We start from the raw sequence: 18,781 nt of genomic DNA on the forward strand, positions 1-18,781 counted from the left end.
TGCGATCACGCCGGGACGGCCTGGCGGACCTGCCGTTCCAGTTCCTGGCGTAGCCCCGGATCCAGCCGCAACTGGCGCGCCAGTTCGTCCAAGTAGGCCTTCTCCATGAAGTTCTCTTCGTCCACCATCAGCACACTGGCGATGTACATTTCCGCGGCCATCTCCGGCGTGCTCGCCGCCCGGGCGACCTGCGCCGGGTCCAGCGGCTTGTTCAGTTCGGCATGCAGCCATTGCTGCAACTCCCGGTCGCTGCCCAGCTTGACGAACTCACCTTCGATCAGTTCCCGCTCACGGGCATCGACATGCCCATCGGCCTTGGCAGCCGCCACCAGCGCCTGGAGAATGGCCTGGCTGTGCTGCTCGACCTGCACCGCCGGCAGGCGATCGAGGGTCTGCGGCTCTGCCGGCGATGCATTGGCCTGCTGGGCCTGCCAGTTGCCATAGGCCTTGTAGGCCAGGACGCCCAGCGCTGCCAGCCCGCCGTAGGTCAGGACCGTGCCACCGACCTTGCGCGCCTTCTTGCTGCCCAGCAGCAGGCCCATGGCCCCAGCCGCCAATGCGCCACCACCCGCCCCGGAAAGCAGGCTGCCCAGCCCCGCCGAACCGCCTTTGCCACTGCCGAGCAGGCTGCCCAGCGCGCCCTTGTCCGAGGCGCCGTCCGGCTTGCCTCGCCCCTGGTTCTGCAACAGTTCCTGACCGGACTTGAGCAACTGATCGAGCAATCCGCGAGTGTTCATCGACACGCTCCGCAAACGACGAATAGACCCACAGGGTAAAACGAGCTTTCAGACAGCGGTTGATCAGTGTGCTTCCAGATGTTGCACGTCCTTTTGCGCAAATCCTGACTCGGTGATCAGGCATTCGATTAAAAAGATATACACTGGCCCATCTCCATAAAAACAACTCACCGAAAAACCGGCAAGGGTAACGCCCCCATGATGACCCTGCGTCAGATCCGCCACTTCATCGCCGTGGCCGAAACCGGCTCGATCTCGGCCGCCGCCCAGGCCGTGTTCATTTCGCAGTCGACCCTGACCCTGGCGATCCAGCAACTGGAACAGGAAATCGGCGTCAGCCTGTTCAACCGCCACGCCAAGGGCATGACCCTGACCCACCAGGGCCACCAGTTCCTGCGCCAGGCGCACCTGATCCTGGCTACCGTCGACAACGCCAAGCGCAGCCTGCAACAGAGCACCGACCAGGTCAGCGGGCAATTGACGGTCGGCGTGACCAGCCTGGTGGCCGGCTACTACCTGGCCGACCTGCTCACCCGCTTCCAGCGCGCCTATCCCAACGTGGAGATCCGCGTGACCGAGGACGAGCGGCCGTACATCGAGCATCTGCTGGTCAGTGGCGAGATCGATGTCGGCGTGCTGATCCTCTCCAACCTCGAAGACCGCCACGCCCTGCAGACCGAAGTCCTGACCCACTCGCCGCATCGCCTGTGGCTGCCGGCCCAGCATCCGTTGCTGGAGCACGACAGCATCAACCTCGCCGACGTGGCCCGCGAGCCGCTGATCCAGCTCAACGTCGACGAAATGGACCGCAACGCCCAGCGCATGTGGCGGGGCGCCGGCCTGCAGCCGCGGATCAGTCTGCGCACGGCCTCCACGGAAGCAGTGCGCAGCCTGGTGGCGGCCGGGCTCGGCCTGTCGATCCAGCCGGACATGACCTACCGGCCCTGGTCCCTGGAAGGCGACATCATCGAGGCCCGGCCGATCGCCGACCTGAGCCACACCCTCGACGTCGGCCTGGCCTGGCGCCGTGGCACGGCCAGGCCGACGCTGGTCGACCCGTTCCTCACCGTGGCTCGCGAACAACCCCATGGTGGACGCAAGCCATCGATATAATCGAACGCTGCTTTCAATATTTAGTATTTGTCGACCTCTCGTTCGGCCACTAGTCTCTTTCCATCCATATAGAGAAAGGCCGGACTCCAGCTGCAAGGGAAGCTCCATGGCCACAAAAGAAAAGAGAACTCGCAAAATGGCTGGCGCGCACCCGACCCCGCTGTTCACCTCATTGCTGATCGATGGTGAGCTCGTCGCAGGCCAAGGTTTCGTCGAACCGATCCTCAACCCGGCCACGGGCGAGGTCATCACGCAGATCGCCGAAGCCAGCAGCGAACAGGTCGAAAGCGCGATCCTCGCCGCCCACCGGGCGTTCGCCGGCTGGTCGCGGACCACCCCGCAGCAACGCTCGAACATCCTCCTGGCGATCGCCGACGCGGTGGAGAAAAACGCCGAGCTGCTGGCCCGCCTCGAATCGCTGAACTGCGGCAAGCCGCTGCACCTGGCGCGCCAGGACGACCTCAGCGCGACCGTCGACGTGTTCCGTTTCTTCGCCGGCGCGGTGCGCTGCCAGACCGGGCAACTGTCCGGCGAATACCTGCCGGGCTATACCAGCATGGTTCGCCGCGACCCGATCGGCGTGGTCGCCTCCATCGCGCCGTGGAACTACCCGATCATGATGGCCGCGTGGAAGATCGCCCCGGCACTGGCCGCCGGCAACACCCTGGTGTTCAAGCCGTCCGAGCACACGCCGCTGTCGATCCTGGCCCTGGCCCCGACCCTGGCCGAGCTGCTGCCGGCCGGCGTGATCAACATCGTCTGCGGCGGCGGCGAAGGCGTCGGCAGCCACCTGGTCAGCCACCCGAAGGTGCGCATGGTGTCGCTGACCGGCGATATCGTCACCGGGCAGAAAATCCTCCAGGCCGCGGCGAAAAGCGTGAAACGCACCCACCTGGAACTCGGCGGCAAGGCGCCGGTGATCGTCTGCAATGATGCCGACCTCCAGGCGGTGGTCGAGGGCGTGCGCAGCTACGGCTACTACAACGCCGGCCAGGATTGCACCGCCGCCTGCCGGATCTACGCCCAGGCCGGGATTCACGACCGCCTGGTGGCCGAACTCGGCGCGGCGGTGGCCAGCCTGCGCTTTGCCGGCAAACGCGATACCGACAACGAGATCGGCCCGCTGATCAGCACCCGCCAGCGCGACCGCGTCGCCAGCTTCGTCGAACGCGCCCTCGGCCAGCCGCATATCGAACGGGTGACCGGTGCGGCGGTGCATTCCGGCCCCGGCTTCTACTATCAGCCGACGCTGCTGGCCGGCTGCCGGCAGAGCGACGAGATCGTCCAGCGCGAAGTCTTCGGCCCGGTGGTCACGGTGACCCGCTTCGATGAACTGAGCCAGGCGGTGGACTGGGCCAACGATTCGGAATACGCCCTGGCGTCATCGGTATGGACTCAGAACCTGGACAAGGCGCTGCAGGTCGCCTCGCGCCTGCAATACGGCTGCACCTGGATCAACAGCCACTTCCTGCTGGTCAGCGAGATGCCCCACGGCGGCCTCAAGCGCTCGGGCTACGGCAAGGACCTGTCCAGCGATTCGTTGCAGGACTACAGCGTGGTGCGCCACATCATGGCGCGTCACGGCCAGCCTCTGTAATACGCACTACCTTAATAACAAGCCGCCAGCGGCATGCATCACTCGTTCGACTGCCCCGACCATAATTAAAGAAGAGGGAAAACCGATGTTCGCGCACAAGACCGCACTGCTCAGTGCACTGACCACCGCAATGCTGGCCAGCGCCAGCCTCCAGGCCGCCGAACCCCTGAAAGCCGTCGGCGCCGGTGAAGGGCAACTCGATATCGTCGCCTGGCCGGGCTACATCGAACGGGGCGAAAGCGACAAGGCCTACGACTGGGTCACCGGTTTCGAGAAGGAAACCGGCTGCAAGGTCAGTGTGAAGACCGCCGCCACCTCCGACGAAATGGTCAGCCTGATGGCCAAGGGCGGCTACGACCTGGTCACCGCCTCGGGCGATGCCTCGCTGCGCCTGATCGTCGGCAAGCGCGTGCAGCCGATCAACCCGGAACTGATCCCGAACTGGAAGAACCTCGACCCGCGCCTGAAGGATGCCCCGTGGTACGTGGTCAACAAGCAGACCTACGGCACTCCCTACCAGTGGGGCCCGAACGTGCTGATGTACAACACCAACGTGTTCAAGCAGGCCCCGACCAGCTGGGGCGTGGTCTTCGAAGCGCAGAACCTGCCGGACGGCAAGCCGAACAAGGGGCGCGTGCAGGCCTATGACGGCCCGATCTACATCGCCGATGCGGCGCTGTACCTCAAGTCGGCCAAGCCGGAGCTGGGCATCCAGAACCCCTACGAACTGACAGAAGCCCAGTACAAGGCCGTGCTCGACCTGCTGCGCGCCCAGCAGCCACTGATTCACCGCTACTGGCACGACGCGACCGTGCAGATGAGTGACTTCAAGAACGAGGGCGTCGCCGCTTCCAGCTCCTGGGGCTACATGGTCAACGGCCTGCAGGCCGACAAGCAGCCAGTGGCCTCGACCATTCCGAAGGAGGGCGTGACCGGCTGGGCCGATACCACCATGCTGCACGCCGAGGCCAAGCACCCCAACTGCGCCTACAAGTGGATGAACTGGTCGCTGCAACCGAAGGTCCAGGGTGACGTGGCCGCCTGGTTCGGCTCCCTGCCGGCCGTGCCCGCGGCGTGCAAGGAAAGCGAACTGCTCGGCGCCGAAGGCTGCAAGACCAACGGTTTCGAGACCTTCGACAAGATCGCCTTCTGGAAGACCCCGCAGGCCGAGGGCGGCAAGTTCGTGCCGTACAGCCGCTGGACCCAGGACTACATCGCGATCATGGGCGGCCGCTGACCGACCAGCCCCAAGTGCCCCGCGCTCCTGTAGGAGCCGGGCTTGCCCGCGAAGCTTTTAGCGTTCTTGAGGGCCCATTCGCGGGCAAGCCCTGCTCCTACAAGGGACGGGGCCAGACTCTCCTGTCGCATTCGTATTCGATTGAGCTTTTTCAGAAGTCCAGGCCGGGCCGCTGCGGCGTCCCGTGCCTTCTTGGAGCACCGCATCATGACGCTTGCAGTCCAGTTCACCCACGTTTCCCGTCAATTTGGCGAAGTGAAGGCCGTTGACCGGGTTTCCATCGATATCCAGGACGGCGAGTTCTTCTCCATGCTCGGCCCTTCCGGCTCGGGCAAGACCACCTGCCTGCGCCTGATCGCCGGCTTCGAACAACCCAGCGCCGGTTCGATCCGCATCCACGGCGAGGAAGCCGCCGGGCTGCCACCGTACCAGCGCGACGTGAACACCGTGTTCCAGGACTACGCGCTGTTCCCCCACATGAATGTGCGCGACAACGTCGCCTACGGCCTCAAGGTCAAGGGCATCGGCAAGAGTGAACGCCTGGCGCGCGCCGAAGAGGCCCTGGCCATGGTTGCCCTGGGCGGCTACGGCGAGCGCAAGCCGGTGCAACTGTCCGGCGGCCAGCGCCAGCGCGTGGCCCTGGCCCGGGCCCTGGTCAATCGCCCACGGGTGCTGCTGCTCGACGAGCCCCTCGGCGCACTGGACCTCAAGCTGCGCGAACAGATGCAGAGCGAATTGAAGAAACTGCAGCGCCAGCTGGGCATCACCTTCATCTTCGTCACCCACGACCAGACCGAGGCGCTGTCGATGTCCGACCGCGTGGCAGTGTTCAACAAGGGCCGCATCGAGCAGGTCGACACCCCGCGCAACCTCTACATGAAACCGGCCACCGCCTTCGTCGCCGAGTTCGTCGGCACCTCCAACGTGATCCGGGGCGAGCTGGCGCGGCAGTTGGGTGGCAGCGACCTGCCCTTCTCGATCCGTCCCGAGCACGTGCGTTTCGCCGAAGGGCCGGCCCAGGGCAACGAGGTCGAGGTCAGCGGCGTGCTCCACGACATCCAGTACCAGGGCAGCGCCACGCGCTTCGAACTGAAACTGGACAACGGCCAGAGCCTCAATATCAGCCAGCCCAACACCCAGTGGCTGGACACCAGTGCCCGTCACCAGACCGGCCAGCGCATCACCGCCCGCTGGGCGCGCGAAGCCATGATCCAGCTGGCGAGCGAGGTGTGACATGAGCAGCCTGGCCCTGAACCCGACGACGGCCGGTCCGTCCCCCCTGCGCAGGTTTTCCAACCTGCTCTACCGCCGCCCCAACGTCTACCTGGCCCTGTTGCTGGTGCCGCCGCTGATCTGGTTCGGCGCGATCTACCTCGGCTCGCTGTTGACCCTGCTCTGGCAGGGCTTCTACACCTTCGACGACTTCACCATGGCGGTGACCCCGGACCTGACCCTGGCGAACTTCGCCGCGCTGTTCAATCCGGCGAACTTCGACATCATCGTGCGCACCCTGTGCATGGCGGTGGTGGTGTCGATCGCCGCCGGCATCGTCGCCTTCCCGATCGCCTACTACATGGCGCGCTACACCAGCGGCAAGACCAAGGCGTTCTTCTACATCGCGGTGATGATGCCGATGTGGGCCAGCTACATCGTCAAGGCCTACGCCTGGACCCTGCTGCTGGCCAAGGGCGGCGTCGCCCAGTGGTTCGTCCAGCACCTGGGCCTGGAGCCGCTGCTGCAGTTCGTGCTGGGCATTCCCGGGGTGGGCGGCAGCACCCTGTCGACCTCGCACCTGGGCCGGTTCCTGGTGTTCGTCTACATCTGGCTGCCGTTCATGATCCTGCCGATCCAGGCCTCGCTGGAACGTCTGCCGCCCTCGCTGCTGCAGGCTTCCGCCGACCTCGGGGCGAAGCCGCGCCAGACCTTCATGCAGGTGATCCTGCCGCTGTCGATTCCCGGCATCGCCGCCGGCTCGATCTTCACCTTCTCGCTGACCCTGGGCGACTTCATCGTGCCGCAACTGGTGGGCCCGCCCGGCTACTTCGTCGGCAGCATGGTCTACGCCCAGCAGGGGGCCATCGGCAACATGCCCATGGCGGCCGCCTTCACCCTGGTGCCGATCGTGCTGATCGCCGTCTACCTGTCCATCGTCAAACGCCTGGGGGCCTTCGATGCACTCTAAGTCAGAAAAGCACGGGGAGCGGGCTTCCCTGGGCCTGCGCCTCGCGGCCTGGGGCGGGCTGGTGTTCCTGCACTTCCCGATCCTGATCATCTTCCTGTACGCCTTCAACACCGAAGACGCGGCGTTCAGTTTCCCGCCCCAGGGCTTGACCCTGAAGTGGTTCAGCGTGGCCTTCTCGCGGCCGGACGTGCTGGAGGCGATCAAGCTGTCGCTGCAGGTTGCGGCGATCGCCACGCTGATCGCCATGGTCCTCGGCACCCTGGCCTCGGCCGCCCTGTATCGCCGCGAGTTCTTCGGCAAGCAGGGTATCTCGCTGATGCTGATCCTGCCGATCGCCCTGCCGGGGATCATCACCGGCATCGCCCTGCTGGCGACCTTCAAGTCGCTGGGGATCGAGCCGGGGATGTTCACCATCGTCGTCGGTCACGCGACCTTCTGCGTGGTGATCGTCTACAACAACGTCATCGCCCGGCTGCGGCGCACCTCCCACAGCCTGATCGAGGCGTCGATGGATCTCGGTGCCGACGGCTGGCAGACCTTCCGCTACATCATCCTGCCCAACCTAGGCTCGGCGCTGTTGGCCGGCGGCATGCTGGCCTTCGCCCTGTCGTTCGACGAGATCATCGTCACCACCTTCACCGCCGGGCACGAACGCACCCTGCCGATCTGGCTGCTCAACCAGCTCAGCCGGCCACGGGACGTACCGGTCACCAACGTGGTGGCGATGCTGGTGATGCTGGTCACCATGCTGCCGATCCTCGGGGCCTATTACCTGACCCGGGGCGGTGAAAGCGTGGCCGGCAGCGGCAAATAACCCCTTTACCAGGATGAACACCCAACCTGTAGGAGCAGGGCTTGCCCGCGAATGCGTCCGCAAGATCGCTAAAAGCTTCGCGGGCAAGCCCCGCTCCTACAGGGAACCCGCGTCAACAACACGGTGTTTATCGGAACCTGTGAATGCGTCATGAGGACATCGATATGCAAACCAAACTGCTGATCAACGGCAAACTCGTCACCGGCGAAGGCCCGGCCCAACCCGTGTTCAACCCGGCCCTGGGCCGTGTGCTGGTGGAGATCCAGGAGGCCAGCGAGGCCCAGGTGGATGCCGCCGTACGCGCCGCCGATGCCGCCTTCGACAGCTGGTCGCAAACCGCGCCGAAAGACCGCTCGCTGCTGCTGCTCAAGCTTGCCGACGCCATCGAGGCCCACGGCGCGGAACTGGCGAAGCTGGAGTCGGACAACTGCGGCAAGCCACTGAACGCGGCGCTCAACGACGAGATCCCGGCGATTGCCGATGTGTTCCGCTTCTTCGCCGGCGCCAGCCGCTGCCTGAACGGTTCGGCCGCCGGTGAATACCTGCCGGGTCACACCTCGATGATCCGTCGCGACCCGGTGGGCGTGATCGCCTCCATCGCGCCGTGGAACTACCCGCTGATGATGGTCGCCTGGAAAATCGCCCCGGCCCTGGCCGCCGGCAACACCGTGGTGCTCAAGCCGTCGGAGCAGACCCCGCTGACCGCCCTGCGCCTGGCCGAACTGGCCGCCGGGATTTTCCCGGCGGGCGTGCTGAACCTGGTATTCGGCCGCGGCCCGAGCGTCGGCAGCCCGCTGGTGACCCATCCGAAAGTGCGCATGGTGTCGCTGACCGGCTCGATCGCCACCGGTTCGAACATCATTTCCAGCACCGCCGACAGCGTCAAGCGCATGCACATGGAACTGGGTGGCAAGGCACCGGTGATCATTTTCGATGACGCCGATATCGATGCCGCCGTCGAGGGCATCCGCACCTTCGGCTTCTACAACGCCGGGCAGGACTGCACCGCCGCCTGCCGGGTGTATGCCCAGGCCGGCATCTACGAGAAGTTCGTCGAAAAGCTCGGCGCGGCCGTGAGCACCATCCAGTACGGCCTGCAGGACGATCCGTCGACCGAACTCGGCCCGCTGATCACCGCCCAGCACCGCGACCGCGTCGCCGGTTTCGTCGAGCGCGCGATCGCCCAGCCGCACATCCGCCTGGTGACCGGTGGCAAGGCGGTGGAAGGCAATGGCTTCTTCTTCGAACCAACCGTGCTGGCGGACGCCCAGCAGGACGACGAGATCGTGCGCCGCGAGGTGTTCGGCCCGGTGGTCTCGGTGACCCGCTTCACCGACGAGGCGCAGGTGCTGCAATGGGCCAACGATTCGGACTACGGCCTGGCGTCATCGGTATGGACCGCCGATGTCGGCCGCGCCCATCGCCTGTCGGCACGCCTGCAGTACGGCTGCACCTGGGTCAACACCCACTTCATGCTGGTCAGCGAAATGCCCCATGGCGGGCAGAAACTGTCCGGCTACGGCAAGGATATGTCGATGTACGGCCTGGAGGACTACACCACCGTACGCCATGTGATGTTCAAGCACTGAAGGATTCGCCGACAGGCCGGTTTCCTGCCGGCCTGTCGGCGGCGGACCGCCCAGCGGTCCCATGGATGCTCCACCCGAAAACCAGAACCGACACGACAACATCGAACCGGGACGGGCCCCATGGCCCGGCCACGGTTTCGGACGGCCAGAATTTGCCGTTTTTCCGGAGCGATACCGCCATGAGTGCACAACCCCATCTCGGCGCCAGCGCCGACAGCGATGCCGAGCAACTGCGGCAACTGGGCTACACCTCGAACTTCAATCGCAGCATGAGCCTGTGGGAAAACTTCGCCCTGGGCTTCACCTACCTGTCGCCGGTGGTCGGCGTCTACACCCTGTTCGGCCTGTGCCTGGCCGCCGGTGGCCCGCCGATGTTCTGGGCCTACCTGCTGGTGGGCTGCGGACAACTGCTGGTGTGCCTGATCTTCGGCGAGGTGGTCTCGCAGTTCCCGATCTCCGGCGGCGTCTATCCGTGGGCCCGGCGCCTGGTCGGCAAGCGCTGGGCGTGGATGGTCGGCTGGATCTACTCCATCGCCCTGTGCGTAACCATCGCCGCCGTCGCCGTCGGTGCCGGCCCTTACCTGGCGGCCATGCTCGGTTTCGAGCCGAGCAATAACACCAACATCGTCATCGCCCTGGTGCTGACGCTGTTCGCCACCCTGATCAACCTCAGCGGCACCAAGACCCTGGCGCGCATCGCCCTGTTCGGCTTTCTCTGCGAACTGGTCGGCGCGGTGGTCGTCGGCGTCTACCTGCTGGTCTTCGAACGCCACCAGCCCCTGAGCGTGCTGTTCAACACCTTCGACATCCGCGTCGATGGCTCCTACCTGCCGGCGTTCCTCACCGCGTCCCTGGCCGGCATGTTCCTCTATTACGGCTTCGAAGCCTGCGGCGACGTGGCCGAGGAAACCCCGAACCCGAGCAAACGCATTCCGGTGGCCATGCGCATGACCATCTACATCGGCGGTGTCGCGGCGATGTTCGCCTGCCTGGCGCTGATCCTCGCCGTACCGGACATGCAAGCGGTGATCAACGGCACCGACAAGGACCCGGTAACGACCGTCCTCAACAACGCCTTCGGCAGCGTCGGATCGAAAGTGGTGATGGGCGTGGTGATGATCTCGTTCATCTCCTGTGTGATCAGCCTGCAGGCCGCCGCCAGCCGCCTGTTATACGCCTACGCCCGCGACGAGATGGTGATCGGCAGCCCGTTGCTCAAGCGCCTCTCGCCGACCACCCAGGTGCCGGTCCCGGCGCTGTTCGTCTCCGGCGTGCTGCCGGCACTGATCATCGCCCTGGGCTTCTTCCTGCAGGATGCGGTGGCGACCATCGTCAGCTTCGCCGCCATCGGTATCTACCTGGCCTTCCAGATGATCGTGCTCGCCGCCCTGTTCGCCCGGGCACGCGGCTGGAAACCCAGTGGCCAGTTCAACCTGGGGGCCTGGGGCCTGCCGGTGAACATCGGCGCCCTGCTCTATGGTGTCAGTGCCATCGTCAACATGGCCTGGCCGCGGACCCCGGATGCGCCCTGGTACACCAACTACGCCATGGTCCTGACCACCGCGATCGTCATCGGCCTCGGCCTGCTCTACCTGTGGCTGGGCAAGCCCCATGACCGCGGCACCGCGCCGGCAGGCGACGCCTGGAAAATCAGCCGGTAACGGCAACTGCCCGGGCAGGCGACCGCTGCCCGGGCCATGACAACAACAAGACAAGGATTCAACATGGACATCACCCGCCGCGACTTCCTCAATGGCGTCGCCATCACCCTCGCCGCCGGCATGACCCCGCTGCAACTGCTCCAGGCCGCACCGGACGGGCGCTACTACCCGCCGGCGCTGACCGGCCTGCGCGGCAGCCATGTCGGCGCGTTCGAAGTGGCCCACCAGATGGGCTGGGAGAAGAAGGTCTTCGACACCGACCACCTGCCAATGACCGGCGAGTACGACCTGGTGGTAGTGGGCGGCGGCCTCAGCGGTCTGGCGGCGGCGTGGTTCTATCGGGAGAAACACCCGAAGGCGCGCATCCTGATCCTCGACAACCACGACGACTTCGGCGGCCACGCCAAGCGCAACGAATTCTCCGCCGGCGGCCGCATGATCCTCGGCTACGGCGGCAGCGAAGCCTTCCAGTCGCCGAACCACCTGTACAGCCAGCAGGTCAACGGCCTGCTGAAAAAACTCGGGGTCGATATCAGGCGTTTCGAAACCGCCTTCGACCGTTCGTTCTATCCGGGCCTGGGGCTGTCACGCGGGGTGTTCTTCGACCGGGAGAACTTCGGCGAGGACAAACTGGTGAGCGGCGACCCGACACCGATGGTCGCCGACGACATCGCCCCGCAGCAGTTGAACGCCCGCCCCATCGACGCGTTCATCAACGATTTCCCACTGCCGCCCGCCGACCGCCAGGCACTGATCGAGCTGCACCAGGCGCCCCGCGACTACCTGGCGGGCAAGAGTGCCAAGGAGAAGGCCGCGCACCTGGCCGCCACCAGCTACCGCGATTTCCTGCTCAAGGATGTCGGCCTGTCGGGAACCGCAGTGAAGTACTTCCAGAGCCGCACCAACGACTTCTCGGCCCTGAGCATCGACGCCGTGGCGGCGCTCGACGCCTACAACGTCGGTTTCCCCGGCTTCGGCGCCATGAACCTGGAGCCCATCAGCGAGGAAGCCAAGGCGGAGATGGAAGAGCCGTACATCTACCACTTCCCGGACGGCAACGCCTCCCTCGCCCGCCTGCTGGTGCGCAGCCTGATTCCGGCCGTCGCCCCCGGCCACGGCATGGAGGACATCGTCCTGGCGTCCTTCGACTACACCAGGCTCGACCAGCCCCGCTCGCCGGTCCAACTGCGCCTGAACAGCACCGTGATCAGCGTGCGCAACGTCGGCAAGGGCGTGAATGTCGGCTACAGCCGGGGCGGCCAGTTGAGCCAGGTACGTGGCAGGCACTGCATCCTCGCCTGCTACAACATGATGATCCCCTACCTGCTGCGCGACCTGCCCCAGCCCCAGGCCCATGCCCTGAGCCAGAACGTGAAGTTCCCGCTGGTTTACACCAAGGTGGTGATCCGCAACTGGCAGGCGTTCCAGAAACTCGGCGTGCACGAGATCTACGCCGCCACCCAGCCCTACAGCCGGATCAAGCTCGACTATCCGGTGAGCCTGGGCGGCTATGAGCACCCGAGGGACCCGAGCCAACCGATCGGCCTGCACATGGTCTATGTGCCCACCAGCCCCAACAGCGGCATGAACGCCCGCGACCAGGCCCGCGCCGGCCGCGGCAAGCTCTACGGGCAGACCTTCGAGCAACTGGAAACGCAACTGCGCGACCAGTTGCAGCGTATGCTCGGCCCCGGTGGTTTCAACCATGAAACCGACATCCTGGCGATCACCGTCAACCGCTGGTCCCACGGCTACGCCTACTTCTCCAACAGCCTGTTCGACGACGCCGCCGAAAGCGAAAAGCTGATGAACCTGGCGCGTCAGCCGGTCGGCCGGGTGAGCATCGCCAACTCCGATGCGGCGTGGAGTGCGTATGCCCATGCGGCGATCGACGAGGCCTGGCGGGCGGTGGGGGAAATAGGCTGAAGCCGGTGTCCGCTCTTGTGACGCAGAGCGTCACCGGCTGCGTGCCCACGCCGAGCGTGGGTACGATCATTCATCGGCGATCAGAACCGCGACACGCTGCCCATCTGGTTCAACAGGCAGAACAGCGCGTCGCGGTCTGATTCAGAAAGCGTCCGATAACGTTCCACCAGCTCCCGCTCCTGCGGGCTGAGCCGGTGCACCCTGGGCGCGGGCGGTGCCCTGAAACGCCAGAGAAACAGCATGAAACCGAAGATGCTCCGCTCCTTTGCCATGGACGCCTTCCTTCTGTGAGGGGACAGGAACCGCCTGGGCCGAGCGCCTCAGACTTAGCCTAAGGGTAGGAAGTATCGGCCTTTGGCTAAGATCTTTTCGGAATTTGAAGTAGGAAAATCACGCAAATTGCTTGCGCCATCACGTGGAGCGCGGCGTCAACGCACGTCGAAATACAGGTGGATATCGTCGGGTTCCAATGCGTATAGGCCAGGATCGGGCCGCTCCAGCAGCCGGCAGCCACGCCGCAGGTAAAACTCCACGGTATTGCGCGAAGGGGTGGCCGAGACATACAGGCCATCGCCGCCCTGGCTGCGGGCCTGGGCGGCGGCCTTGGCGAACAGCCGGGTCGCCAGGCCGGTGCCACGATAGTCGTGGCTGACGTGCAGGAACTTGAGTTGCAGCAGGCGCCGTCCGTCGTTGCCAATGAGCTTGCCGTCCAGCACCGCCGCCGCCACCAGCGTCGGGCCGGCGAACACGCCGTGGAACCAGGCGCCCTGGTCGAAGCAGCGGCGCAGGATCACGGCATCCTGCTCCGCCTCGCCCTCCGGCCATCCGGTCATGGCGCAATACTCATCGTACAGTTCAAGGCTCCCGGCCTGGACGCGGTAGAACTGTTCGATCAGTTCCTTGCGATCGATCAGTGCCAACTGGCCCAGGTCGCTCAACTGCAGGTCTCGCTCAATCAACACCGTATTGCCTTTCTATTCACGCAGATCCGATTCGTGGATGGGTTGGTCGCGATGGGTCGCACGCTGGTACTGCGCCGGCCAGACCGCCTTGCGTCCGCCCAGGTCGTCGTCGGCGTGCAGCGGCCAGTAGGGGTCGCGCAGCAGTTCGCGGGCCAATAGGATGATATCAGCCTGGCAGGTCCGCAGGATGTGTTCGGCCTGGGCCGGTTCGGTGATCAGGCCGACCGTGCCGGTGGCGATACCGGATTCCTTGCGTACACGTTCCGCGAAGCGGGTCTGGTAGCCGGGCCCGGTGGGAATCTCGGCATTGGCGGCGGTGCCTCCCGAGGACACGTCGATCAGGTCGACACCCAGCGCCTTCAGGCGTCGTGCCAGCTCCACGGTTTCATCCGGGTTCCAGCCATCCTCCACCCAGTCGGTGGCCGATACGCGGACGAACAGCGGCAGTTCCTCGGGCCAGACCGCCCGCACCGCTTCGCTCACCTGCAGGACCAGGCGGATGCGGTTGTCGAACGAACCGCCATACTGGTCACGACGCTGATTGCTCAGTGGCGAAAGAAACTGATGCAGCAGGTAGCCATGGGCCGCATGCACCTCGACCACCTTGAAACCGGCGACCAGGGCACGCCGGGCCGCCGCGACGAACGCCTGGATCACTTCGGCGATCTGCCCCTCGTCGAGTTGCACGGGCTGGGTGTGCTGCGGGTCGAAGGCGATCGGCGACGGCCCGACCGGTGTCCAGCCGCCCTCTTCCGGCTTGACGCTGCCATGCTTGCCCAGCCATGGCCGGTGGGTGCTGGCCTTGCGTCCGGCATGGGCCAGCTGGATACCGGCGACAGAACCCTGGGCGGCGATGAAGCGGGTGATGCGCTGCAACGGTTCGATCTGTTCGTCGTTCCACAGGCCCAGGTCCTGGGCGGTGATACGGCCATCGGCGGTCACCGCCGTGGCTTCGGTGAAAACCAGCCCGGCACCGCCTACCGCACGGCTGCCGAGGTGAACCAGATGCCAGTCGTTGGCCAGGCCATCGACGCTGGAGTATTGGCACATCGGCGAGACCGCGATGCGGTTCGCCAGGGTCAGTTGACGAAGGGTATAGGGTTCAAGCAGCAGACTCATGGGGCACCTCTCAAATCAAGTGGGCTGGCTCCAGGGTTCTGTGAGAACGTCGGCGAGTGACATGAACGAAGTAGATGACCGCCCCCCGGCGGGTAGAAAGGAAGACAACGTCACAAGACCATTCAGACAGTGCTTAGAGCCTAGTCGACAATGACGGACACCGGAGGGTTCAGCCGCGGCAAATCTCAGCGCGGCTCGATATGGGCGATCATCAGCTGCACGCTTTCCTTGCCGCGGAATTCGTTGAGATCGAGCTTGTAGGCCAGTTCGACCCAGTCGACCCGGGCATTGGCCCAGACTTCCGGGTCGATACCGAAGGCGATGCCATCGAGCTTCAGCGAACCGCATTCGCTTCTCAGCACCACCTTCAGATGCCGCTCGCCGACGATGCGTTTTTCCACCAGTTGGAAGACGCCATGGAACAGCGGCTCGGGAAAGTGCTGGCCCCACGGGCCGGCATTGCGCAGCGCCCGGGCCAGTTCCAGGTTGAATTCCTCCAGGGCCAGCGTACCGTCGGTCTGCAGGCGTCCGGTGAGGTCATCCTCGCTGAGCTGACGACGCACCTCGGCATCGAAGGCCTCGGCGAACAGCGGGAAATTCTCCTGCGGCAGGCTCAGGCCGGCGGCCATGGCGTGACCGCCGTACTTGCTCATCAGCTCCGGATGCTGCGCCGCCACCACGCTCAGCGCATCGCGGATATGAAAGCCCGCCACCGAACGACCGGAGCCCTTGAGCATGCCATCACCGGCATCGGCGAAAGCGATGGTCGGGCGGTGATAACGCTCCTTCATCCGCGAGGCGAGAATGCCGATCACCCCCTGGTGCCAGTCCGGGTCGAACAGGCACAGGCCGAATGGCATCGAGTCTTCCGGCAGTTCCTTGAGCTGGGCCAGGGCCTCGCGCTGCATGCCCTGCTCGATGGACTTGCGGTCCTTGTTCATCTCGTCGAGTTGCGTCGCCATTTCCAGGGCCAGGGCCGGATCTTCACAGAGCAGACACTCGATCCCCAGGCTCATGTCGTCCAGGCGCCCGGCCGCGTTCAGGCGCGGGCCGAGGATGAACCCCAGGTCGGTGGAGGTCAGCCGCGCCGGGTCGCGCTTGGCCACCTGCAGGATCGCCTTGAGCCCCGGCCGGGCGCGGCCGGCACGAATCCGCTCGAGGCCCTGATGCACCAGGATGCGGTTGTTGGCGTCCAGCGGTACCACGTCGGCGACGCTGCCCAGGGCCACCAGGTCGAGCAGTTCGCCGATGTTCGGCTGCGGCCGGCTGTCGTACCAGCCCAGGCTGCGCAGGCGCGCGCGCAGGGCCATCAGCACGTAGAAGATCACCCCGACCCCGGCCAGGGCCTTGCTCGGGAACTCGCAGCCGGGCTGGTTCGGGTTGACGATAGCATCGGCCGCCGGCAGTTCGCTCCCCGGCAGGTGGTGGTCGGTGACCAGCACGCTCAGCCCGGCGGCCTTGGCCGCCTGCACGCCATCGATGCTGGAGATGCCGTTGTCGACGGTAATCAGCAATTGCGGCTCGCGTTGCAGGGCCACAGCGACGATTTCCGGGGTCAGGCCATAGCCATAGTCGAAGCGGTTCGGCACCAGATAGTCGACATGGGCCGCGCCCAGCAGGCGCAGGCCGAGCACCCCGACGGTGCTGGCGGTGGCGCCATCGGCATCGAAGTCGCCGACGATGAGGATCCGCTGGCGCTGCTCCAACGCCACCACCAGCAGGTCCACCGCCGCCTCGATGCCCTTGAGCTGCTGGAAGGGAATCAGCCGTGCCAGGCTCTTGTCCAGTTCGGCCTGGGAAGCGACGCCCCGCGCGGCGTACAGGCGGGTCAGCAGGGGCGGCAGGTCACCGAGAAACGGCAGGGTGGCGGGCAGGGGGCGGGGTTCGATACGCATAACGCTGGCGGAATTTCTCTTTTCAGTACGCGGGAGTTGAAACGGCGGCCGGACTCAGCCGCGCTCGCCCAGCAGCCACTGGAGCTGGACTTCGTGCTGGCCACGGTCGTCGGTGACGAAGACGGTGCCGTCGCTGATCATCACGTCCCACTTGATCACCCGCGGCATGTCCTGGGCCAGGGTTTCCAGCACATCCTGGGGGATCGCGGCGATATTGACGTTCTTCAGGTTCTTCACCGCCGGCACCACCTTGCCTTCCCAGACCCGCAGGCTGCCATAGGCCAGCAGGCTGGTGCGCTCGGTGCGACGCGAGCACCAGGTCAGGCGTTCGGCGTCCGGCTGGCCGACTTCGATCCAGTGCAATACCCGATCATCCAGGCTTTTTTCCCACAGCGCTGGTTCGTCTACCTCTGACAGACCGCGACCAAATGCCAGCAGTTCGTTGTACCACAGGGCGTAGGCCAGCAGCCGTACCGCCATGCGTTCCTCGGTTTCCGAAGGGTGGCGGGCGATGGTCTGCTTGACGCTCTCGTAGACGTTGCGATCCAGGTCGGTGAGGTTGAGTTCGAACTTGTAGGTCGTGGACGGCTGGGCCATGAACAGGGCTTCTAAAGACGGGAAAGGTGGCCAGTCTAACCGATACCCGGGTCAATCAACGACTGTCGATGGTTAGGAAGATGACGCGCGCCATGTTAAAAGGCTCTACAACCCCTATCTTGTCCCACAGGATCGTCCATGTCAGTCGCCGCCAAACCTCTCTCGGGCCTGAAAGTCATCGAACTCGGAACCCTGATCGCCGGCCCTTTCGCCTCGCGGATCTGCGCCGAATTCGGCGCGCAGGTGATCAAGGTCGAGTCGCCGGACGGCGGCGATCCGTTGCGCAAGTGGCGCAAGCTGTACGAAGGCACGTCGCTGTGGTGGTTCGTCCAGGCGCGCAACAAGAAATCCCTGACACTGAACCTGAAAAATCCCGACGCACTGGCGATTCTCAAGCAACTGCTGAGCGAAGCCGACATCCTGATCGAAAACTTCCGTCCCGGCGTCCTGGAAAAACTCGGCCTGGGCTGGGAGACCCTGCATGCGCTGAACCCCAGGCTGGTCATGGTGCGCCTGTCCGGGTTCGGCCAGACCGGGCCGATGAAGGACCAGCCGGGCTTTGGGGCGGTCGGCGAATCCATGGGCGGGCTGCGCTACATCACCGGTTTCGAGGACCGCCCGCCGGTACGCACCGGCATTTCCATCGGCGACTCGATCGCCGCGCTGTGGGGCGTGATCGGGGCGCTGATGGCCCTGCGTCATCGCGAAGTGAACGGCGGCCAGGGACAGATGGTGGATGTCGCCCTGTACGAAGCCATCTTCGCGATGATGGAAAGCATGGTGCCGGAATTCGACGTATTCGGTTTCATCCGCGAACGCACCGGCAACATCATGCCCGGTATTACCCCGTCGTCGATCCACACCACCGCCGATGGCCGGCATGTGCAGATCGGCGCCAACGGCGACGCGATCTTCAGGCGCTTCATGCTGGCCATCGGCCGCGAGGACCTGGCGAACGACCCGCAACTGGCCAGCAACGACGGGCGCGACAGCCGGCGTGACGAACTCTATGGCGTGATCGACCGCTGGGCCAACACCCAGCCGCTGGACGCGGTGCTCGCCGTACTGGCCGCGGCCGAAGTCCCCGCCAGCCGCATCTACAGTGCCGAGGACATGTTCGGCGATCCGCAATTCCTCGCCCGGGAAATGTTCCTGCAGGCCAAACTGCCGGACGGCAGGGACTTCAAGATGCCCGGCATCGTGCCGAAACTCTCGGAAACACCTGGCTCCAGCGAATGGGTCGGGCCGCGGTTGGGCGAACACAACGCCGAGGTGCTGGGCAGCCTTGGCTACGATGCGACAGGCATTGCCCGACTGCGTGAAAGTGGCGCCATTTGACGTGCCGCGGTAAC

At 65.2% G+C, this 18,781-nt stretch carries 16 protein-coding genes; 10 read left to right on the plus strand and 6 right to left on the minus strand.

The genetic code is table 11. From position 1 onward, the window contains the following. Window positions 1–5: 5 nt before the first annotated feature. Complete coding sequence (locus tag ACM62G_RS06015; RefSeq protein WP_054061090.1) at window positions 6–737, minus strand: tellurite resistance TerB family protein; 732 nt, start codon at window positions 735–737, stop codon at window positions 6–8. A 198-nt stretch (window positions 738–935) separates the two neighbouring features. Between ACM62G_RS06015 and ACM62G_RS06020 the strand changes: the two genes are divergently transcribed. From ACM62G_RS06020 to ACM62G_RS06060, 9 genes are all read left to right on the plus strand, one after another. Beyond that, window positions 936–1,850 (plus strand): LysR family transcriptional regulator, encoded by a 915-nt coding sequence (locus ACM62G_RS06020; RefSeq protein WP_054061860.1) that lies wholly within the window; start codon window positions 936–938, stop codon window positions 1,848–1,850. Between the two features lie 106 nt (window positions 1,851–1,956). Then, on the plus strand, window positions 1,957–3,447 hold the full coding sequence (locus ACM62G_RS06025) for a gamma-aminobutyraldehyde dehydrogenase (RefSeq protein ID WP_273819399.1): 1,491 nt from the start codon (window positions 1,957–1,959) through the stop codon (window positions 3,445–3,447). An 85-nt stretch (window positions 3,448–3,532) separates the two neighbouring features. Further along, the gene (ydcS, locus tag ACM62G_RS06030; protein WP_419736853.1) at window positions 3,533–4,684 is read left to right on the plus strand and encodes a putative ABC transporter substrate-binding protein YdcS; all 1,152 of its coding nucleotides are present in this window, start codon (window positions 3,533–3,535) and stop codon (window positions 4,682–4,684) included. Window positions 4,685–4,891: 207 nt separating this feature from the next. Beyond that, window positions 4,892–5,917 (plus strand): ABC transporter ATP-binding protein, encoded by a 1,026-nt coding sequence (locus ACM62G_RS06035; RefSeq protein WP_273819397.1) that lies wholly within the window; start codon window positions 4,892–4,894, stop codon window positions 5,915–5,917. A gap of 1 nt (window position 5,918) precedes the next feature. Then, window positions 5,919–6,866: an ABC transporter permease gene (locus tag ACM62G_RS06040; protein ID WP_419736854.1), complete on the plus strand. Its 948-nt coding sequence runs from the start codon at window positions 5,919–5,921 to the stop codon at window positions 6,864–6,866. Continuing rightward, window positions 6,856–7,680, plus strand: coding sequence for an ABC transporter permease (locus ACM62G_RS06045; RefSeq protein WP_054059762.1), 825 nt, complete (start codon window positions 6,856–6,858; stop codon window positions 7,678–7,680). Before ACM62G_RS06040 ends, ACM62G_RS06045 begins: the two co-directional genes overlap by 11 nt. A 164-nt stretch (window positions 7,681–7,844) precedes the next feature. Further along, window positions 7,845–9,269, plus strand: a complete 1,425-nt coding sequence (locus tag ACM62G_RS06050; protein WP_419736855.1) for a gamma-aminobutyraldehyde dehydrogenase — start codon at window positions 7,845–7,847, stop codon at window positions 9,267–9,269. A gap of 179 nt (window positions 9,270–9,448) precedes the next feature. Beyond that, entirely contained in the window at window positions 9,449–10,930 is a 1,482-nt protein-coding gene (locus ACM62G_RS06055) for an APC family permease (protein WP_419736856.1), read from the plus strand. A gap of 63 nt (window positions 10,931–10,993) precedes the next feature. Next, a complete protein-coding gene (locus ACM62G_RS06060) occupies window positions 10,994–12,856 on the plus strand; it encodes an NAD(P)-binding protein (RefSeq protein ID WP_419736857.1) in 1,863 nt (620 codons plus the stop codon). An 80-nt stretch (window positions 12,857–12,936) separates the two neighbouring features. Here ACM62G_RS06060 and ACM62G_RS06065 read toward each other — a convergent pair whose 3' ends face one another. From ACM62G_RS06065 to ACM62G_RS06085, 5 genes are all read right to left on the minus strand, one after another. After that, a complete protein-coding gene (locus ACM62G_RS06065) occupies window positions 12,937–13,128 on the minus strand; it encodes a hypothetical protein (RefSeq protein WP_054061866.1) in 192 nt (63 codons plus the stop codon). Between the two features lie 156 nt (window positions 13,129–13,284). Next, complete coding sequence (locus ACM62G_RS06070; RefSeq protein ID WP_273819393.1) at window positions 13,285–13,818, minus strand: GNAT family N-acetyltransferase; 534 nt, start codon at window positions 13,816–13,818, stop codon at window positions 13,285–13,287. A gap of 12 nt (window positions 13,819–13,830) precedes the next feature. Next, window positions 13,831–14,937 carry an NADH:flavin oxidoreductase/NADH oxidase gene (locus ACM62G_RS06075; protein ID WP_054061868.1) on the minus strand — a complete coding sequence of 369 codons (1,107 nt, stop codon included), beginning with the start codon at window positions 14,935–14,937 and terminating at the stop codon, window positions 13,831–13,833. A gap of 185 nt (window positions 14,938–15,122) precedes the next feature. After that, window positions 15,123–16,832 (minus strand): single-stranded-DNA-specific exonuclease RecJ, encoded by a 1,710-nt coding sequence (recJ, locus tag ACM62G_RS06080; RefSeq protein ID WP_054061869.1) that lies wholly within the window; start codon window positions 16,830–16,832, stop codon window positions 15,123–15,125. 54 nt (window positions 16,833–16,886) lie between these two features. After that, window positions 16,887–17,429 carry a YaeQ family protein gene (locus ACM62G_RS06085; protein WP_054059185.1) on the minus strand — a complete coding sequence of 181 codons (543 nt, stop codon included), beginning with the start codon at window positions 17,427–17,429 and terminating at the stop codon, window positions 16,887–16,889. A gap of 138 nt (window positions 17,430–17,567) precedes the next feature. Here ACM62G_RS06085 and ACM62G_RS06090 point away from each other — a divergent pair, with 138 nt between their 5' ends. Then, entirely contained in the window at window positions 17,568–18,767 is a 1,200-nt protein-coding gene (locus ACM62G_RS06090) for a CaiB/BaiF CoA transferase family protein (RefSeq protein WP_419736858.1), read from the plus strand. Window positions 18,768–18,781 lie beyond the last annotated feature (14 nt).

Origin of the sequence: Pseudomonas sp. COR18 (assembly GCF_048568395.1) — a bacterium.
GTDB lineage: Bacteria > Pseudomonadota > Gammaproteobacteria > Pseudomonadales > Pseudomonadaceae > Aquipseudomonas > Aquipseudomonas fuscovaginae_B.

Bases quoted from the DNA above. Each gene is read 5' to 3' on its own strand.
- ACM62G_RS06075 (WP_054061868.1), bottom strand. From the start codon at position 14,937: ATGAGTCTGCTGCTTGAACCCTATACCCTTCGTCAACTGACCCTGGCG.
- ydcS (WP_419736853.1), top strand. From the start codon at position 3,533: ATGTTCGCGCACAAGACCGCACTGCTCAGTGCACTGACCACCGCAATG.
- ACM62G_RS06060 (WP_419736857.1), top strand. From the start codon at position 10,994: ATGGACATCACCCGCCGCGACTTCCTCAATGGCGTCGCCATCACCCTC.
- ACM62G_RS06015 (WP_054061090.1), bottom strand. From the start codon at position 737: ATGAACACTCGCGGATTGCTCGATCAGTTGCTCAAGTCCGGTCAGGAA.
- recJ (WP_054061869.1), bottom strand. From the start codon at position 16,832: ATGCGTATCGAACCCCGCCCCCTGCCCGCCACCCTGCCGTTTCTCGGT.
- ACM62G_RS06085 (WP_054059185.1), bottom strand. From the start codon at position 17,429: ATGGCCCAGCCGTCCACGACCTACAAGTTCGAACTCAACCTCACCGAC.
- ACM62G_RS06020 (WP_054061860.1), top strand. From the start codon at position 936: ATGATGACCCTGCGTCAGATCCGCCACTTCATCGCCGTGGCCGAAACC.
- ACM62G_RS06090 (WP_419736858.1), top strand. From the start codon at position 17,568: ATGTCAGTCGCCGCCAAACCTCTCTCGGGCCTGAAAGTCATCGAACTC.
- ACM62G_RS06065 (WP_054061866.1), bottom strand. From the start codon at position 13,128: ATGGCAAAGGAGCGGAGCATCTTCGGTTTCATGCTGTTTCTCTGGCGT.
- ACM62G_RS06045 (WP_054059762.1), top strand. From the start codon at position 6,856: ATGCACTCTAAGTCAGAAAAGCACGGGGAGCGGGCTTCCCTGGGCCTG.
- ACM62G_RS06055 (WP_419736856.1), top strand. From the start codon at position 9,449: ATGAGTGCACAACCCCATCTCGGCGCCAGCGCCGACAGCGATGCCGAG.
- ACM62G_RS06040 (WP_419736854.1), top strand. From the start codon at position 5,919: ATGAGCAGCCTGGCCCTGAACCCGACGACGGCCGGTCCGTCCCCCCTG.
- ACM62G_RS06035 (WP_273819397.1), top strand. From the start codon at position 4,892: ATGACGCTTGCAGTCCAGTTCACCCACGTTTCCCGTCAATTTGGCGAA.
- ACM62G_RS06050 (WP_419736855.1), top strand. From the start codon at position 7,845: ATGCAAACCAAACTGCTGATCAACGGCAAACTCGTCACCGGCGAAGGC.
- ACM62G_RS06025 (WP_273819399.1), top strand. From the start codon at position 1,957: ATGGCCACAAAAGAAAAGAGAACTCGCAAAATGGCTGGCGCGCACCCG.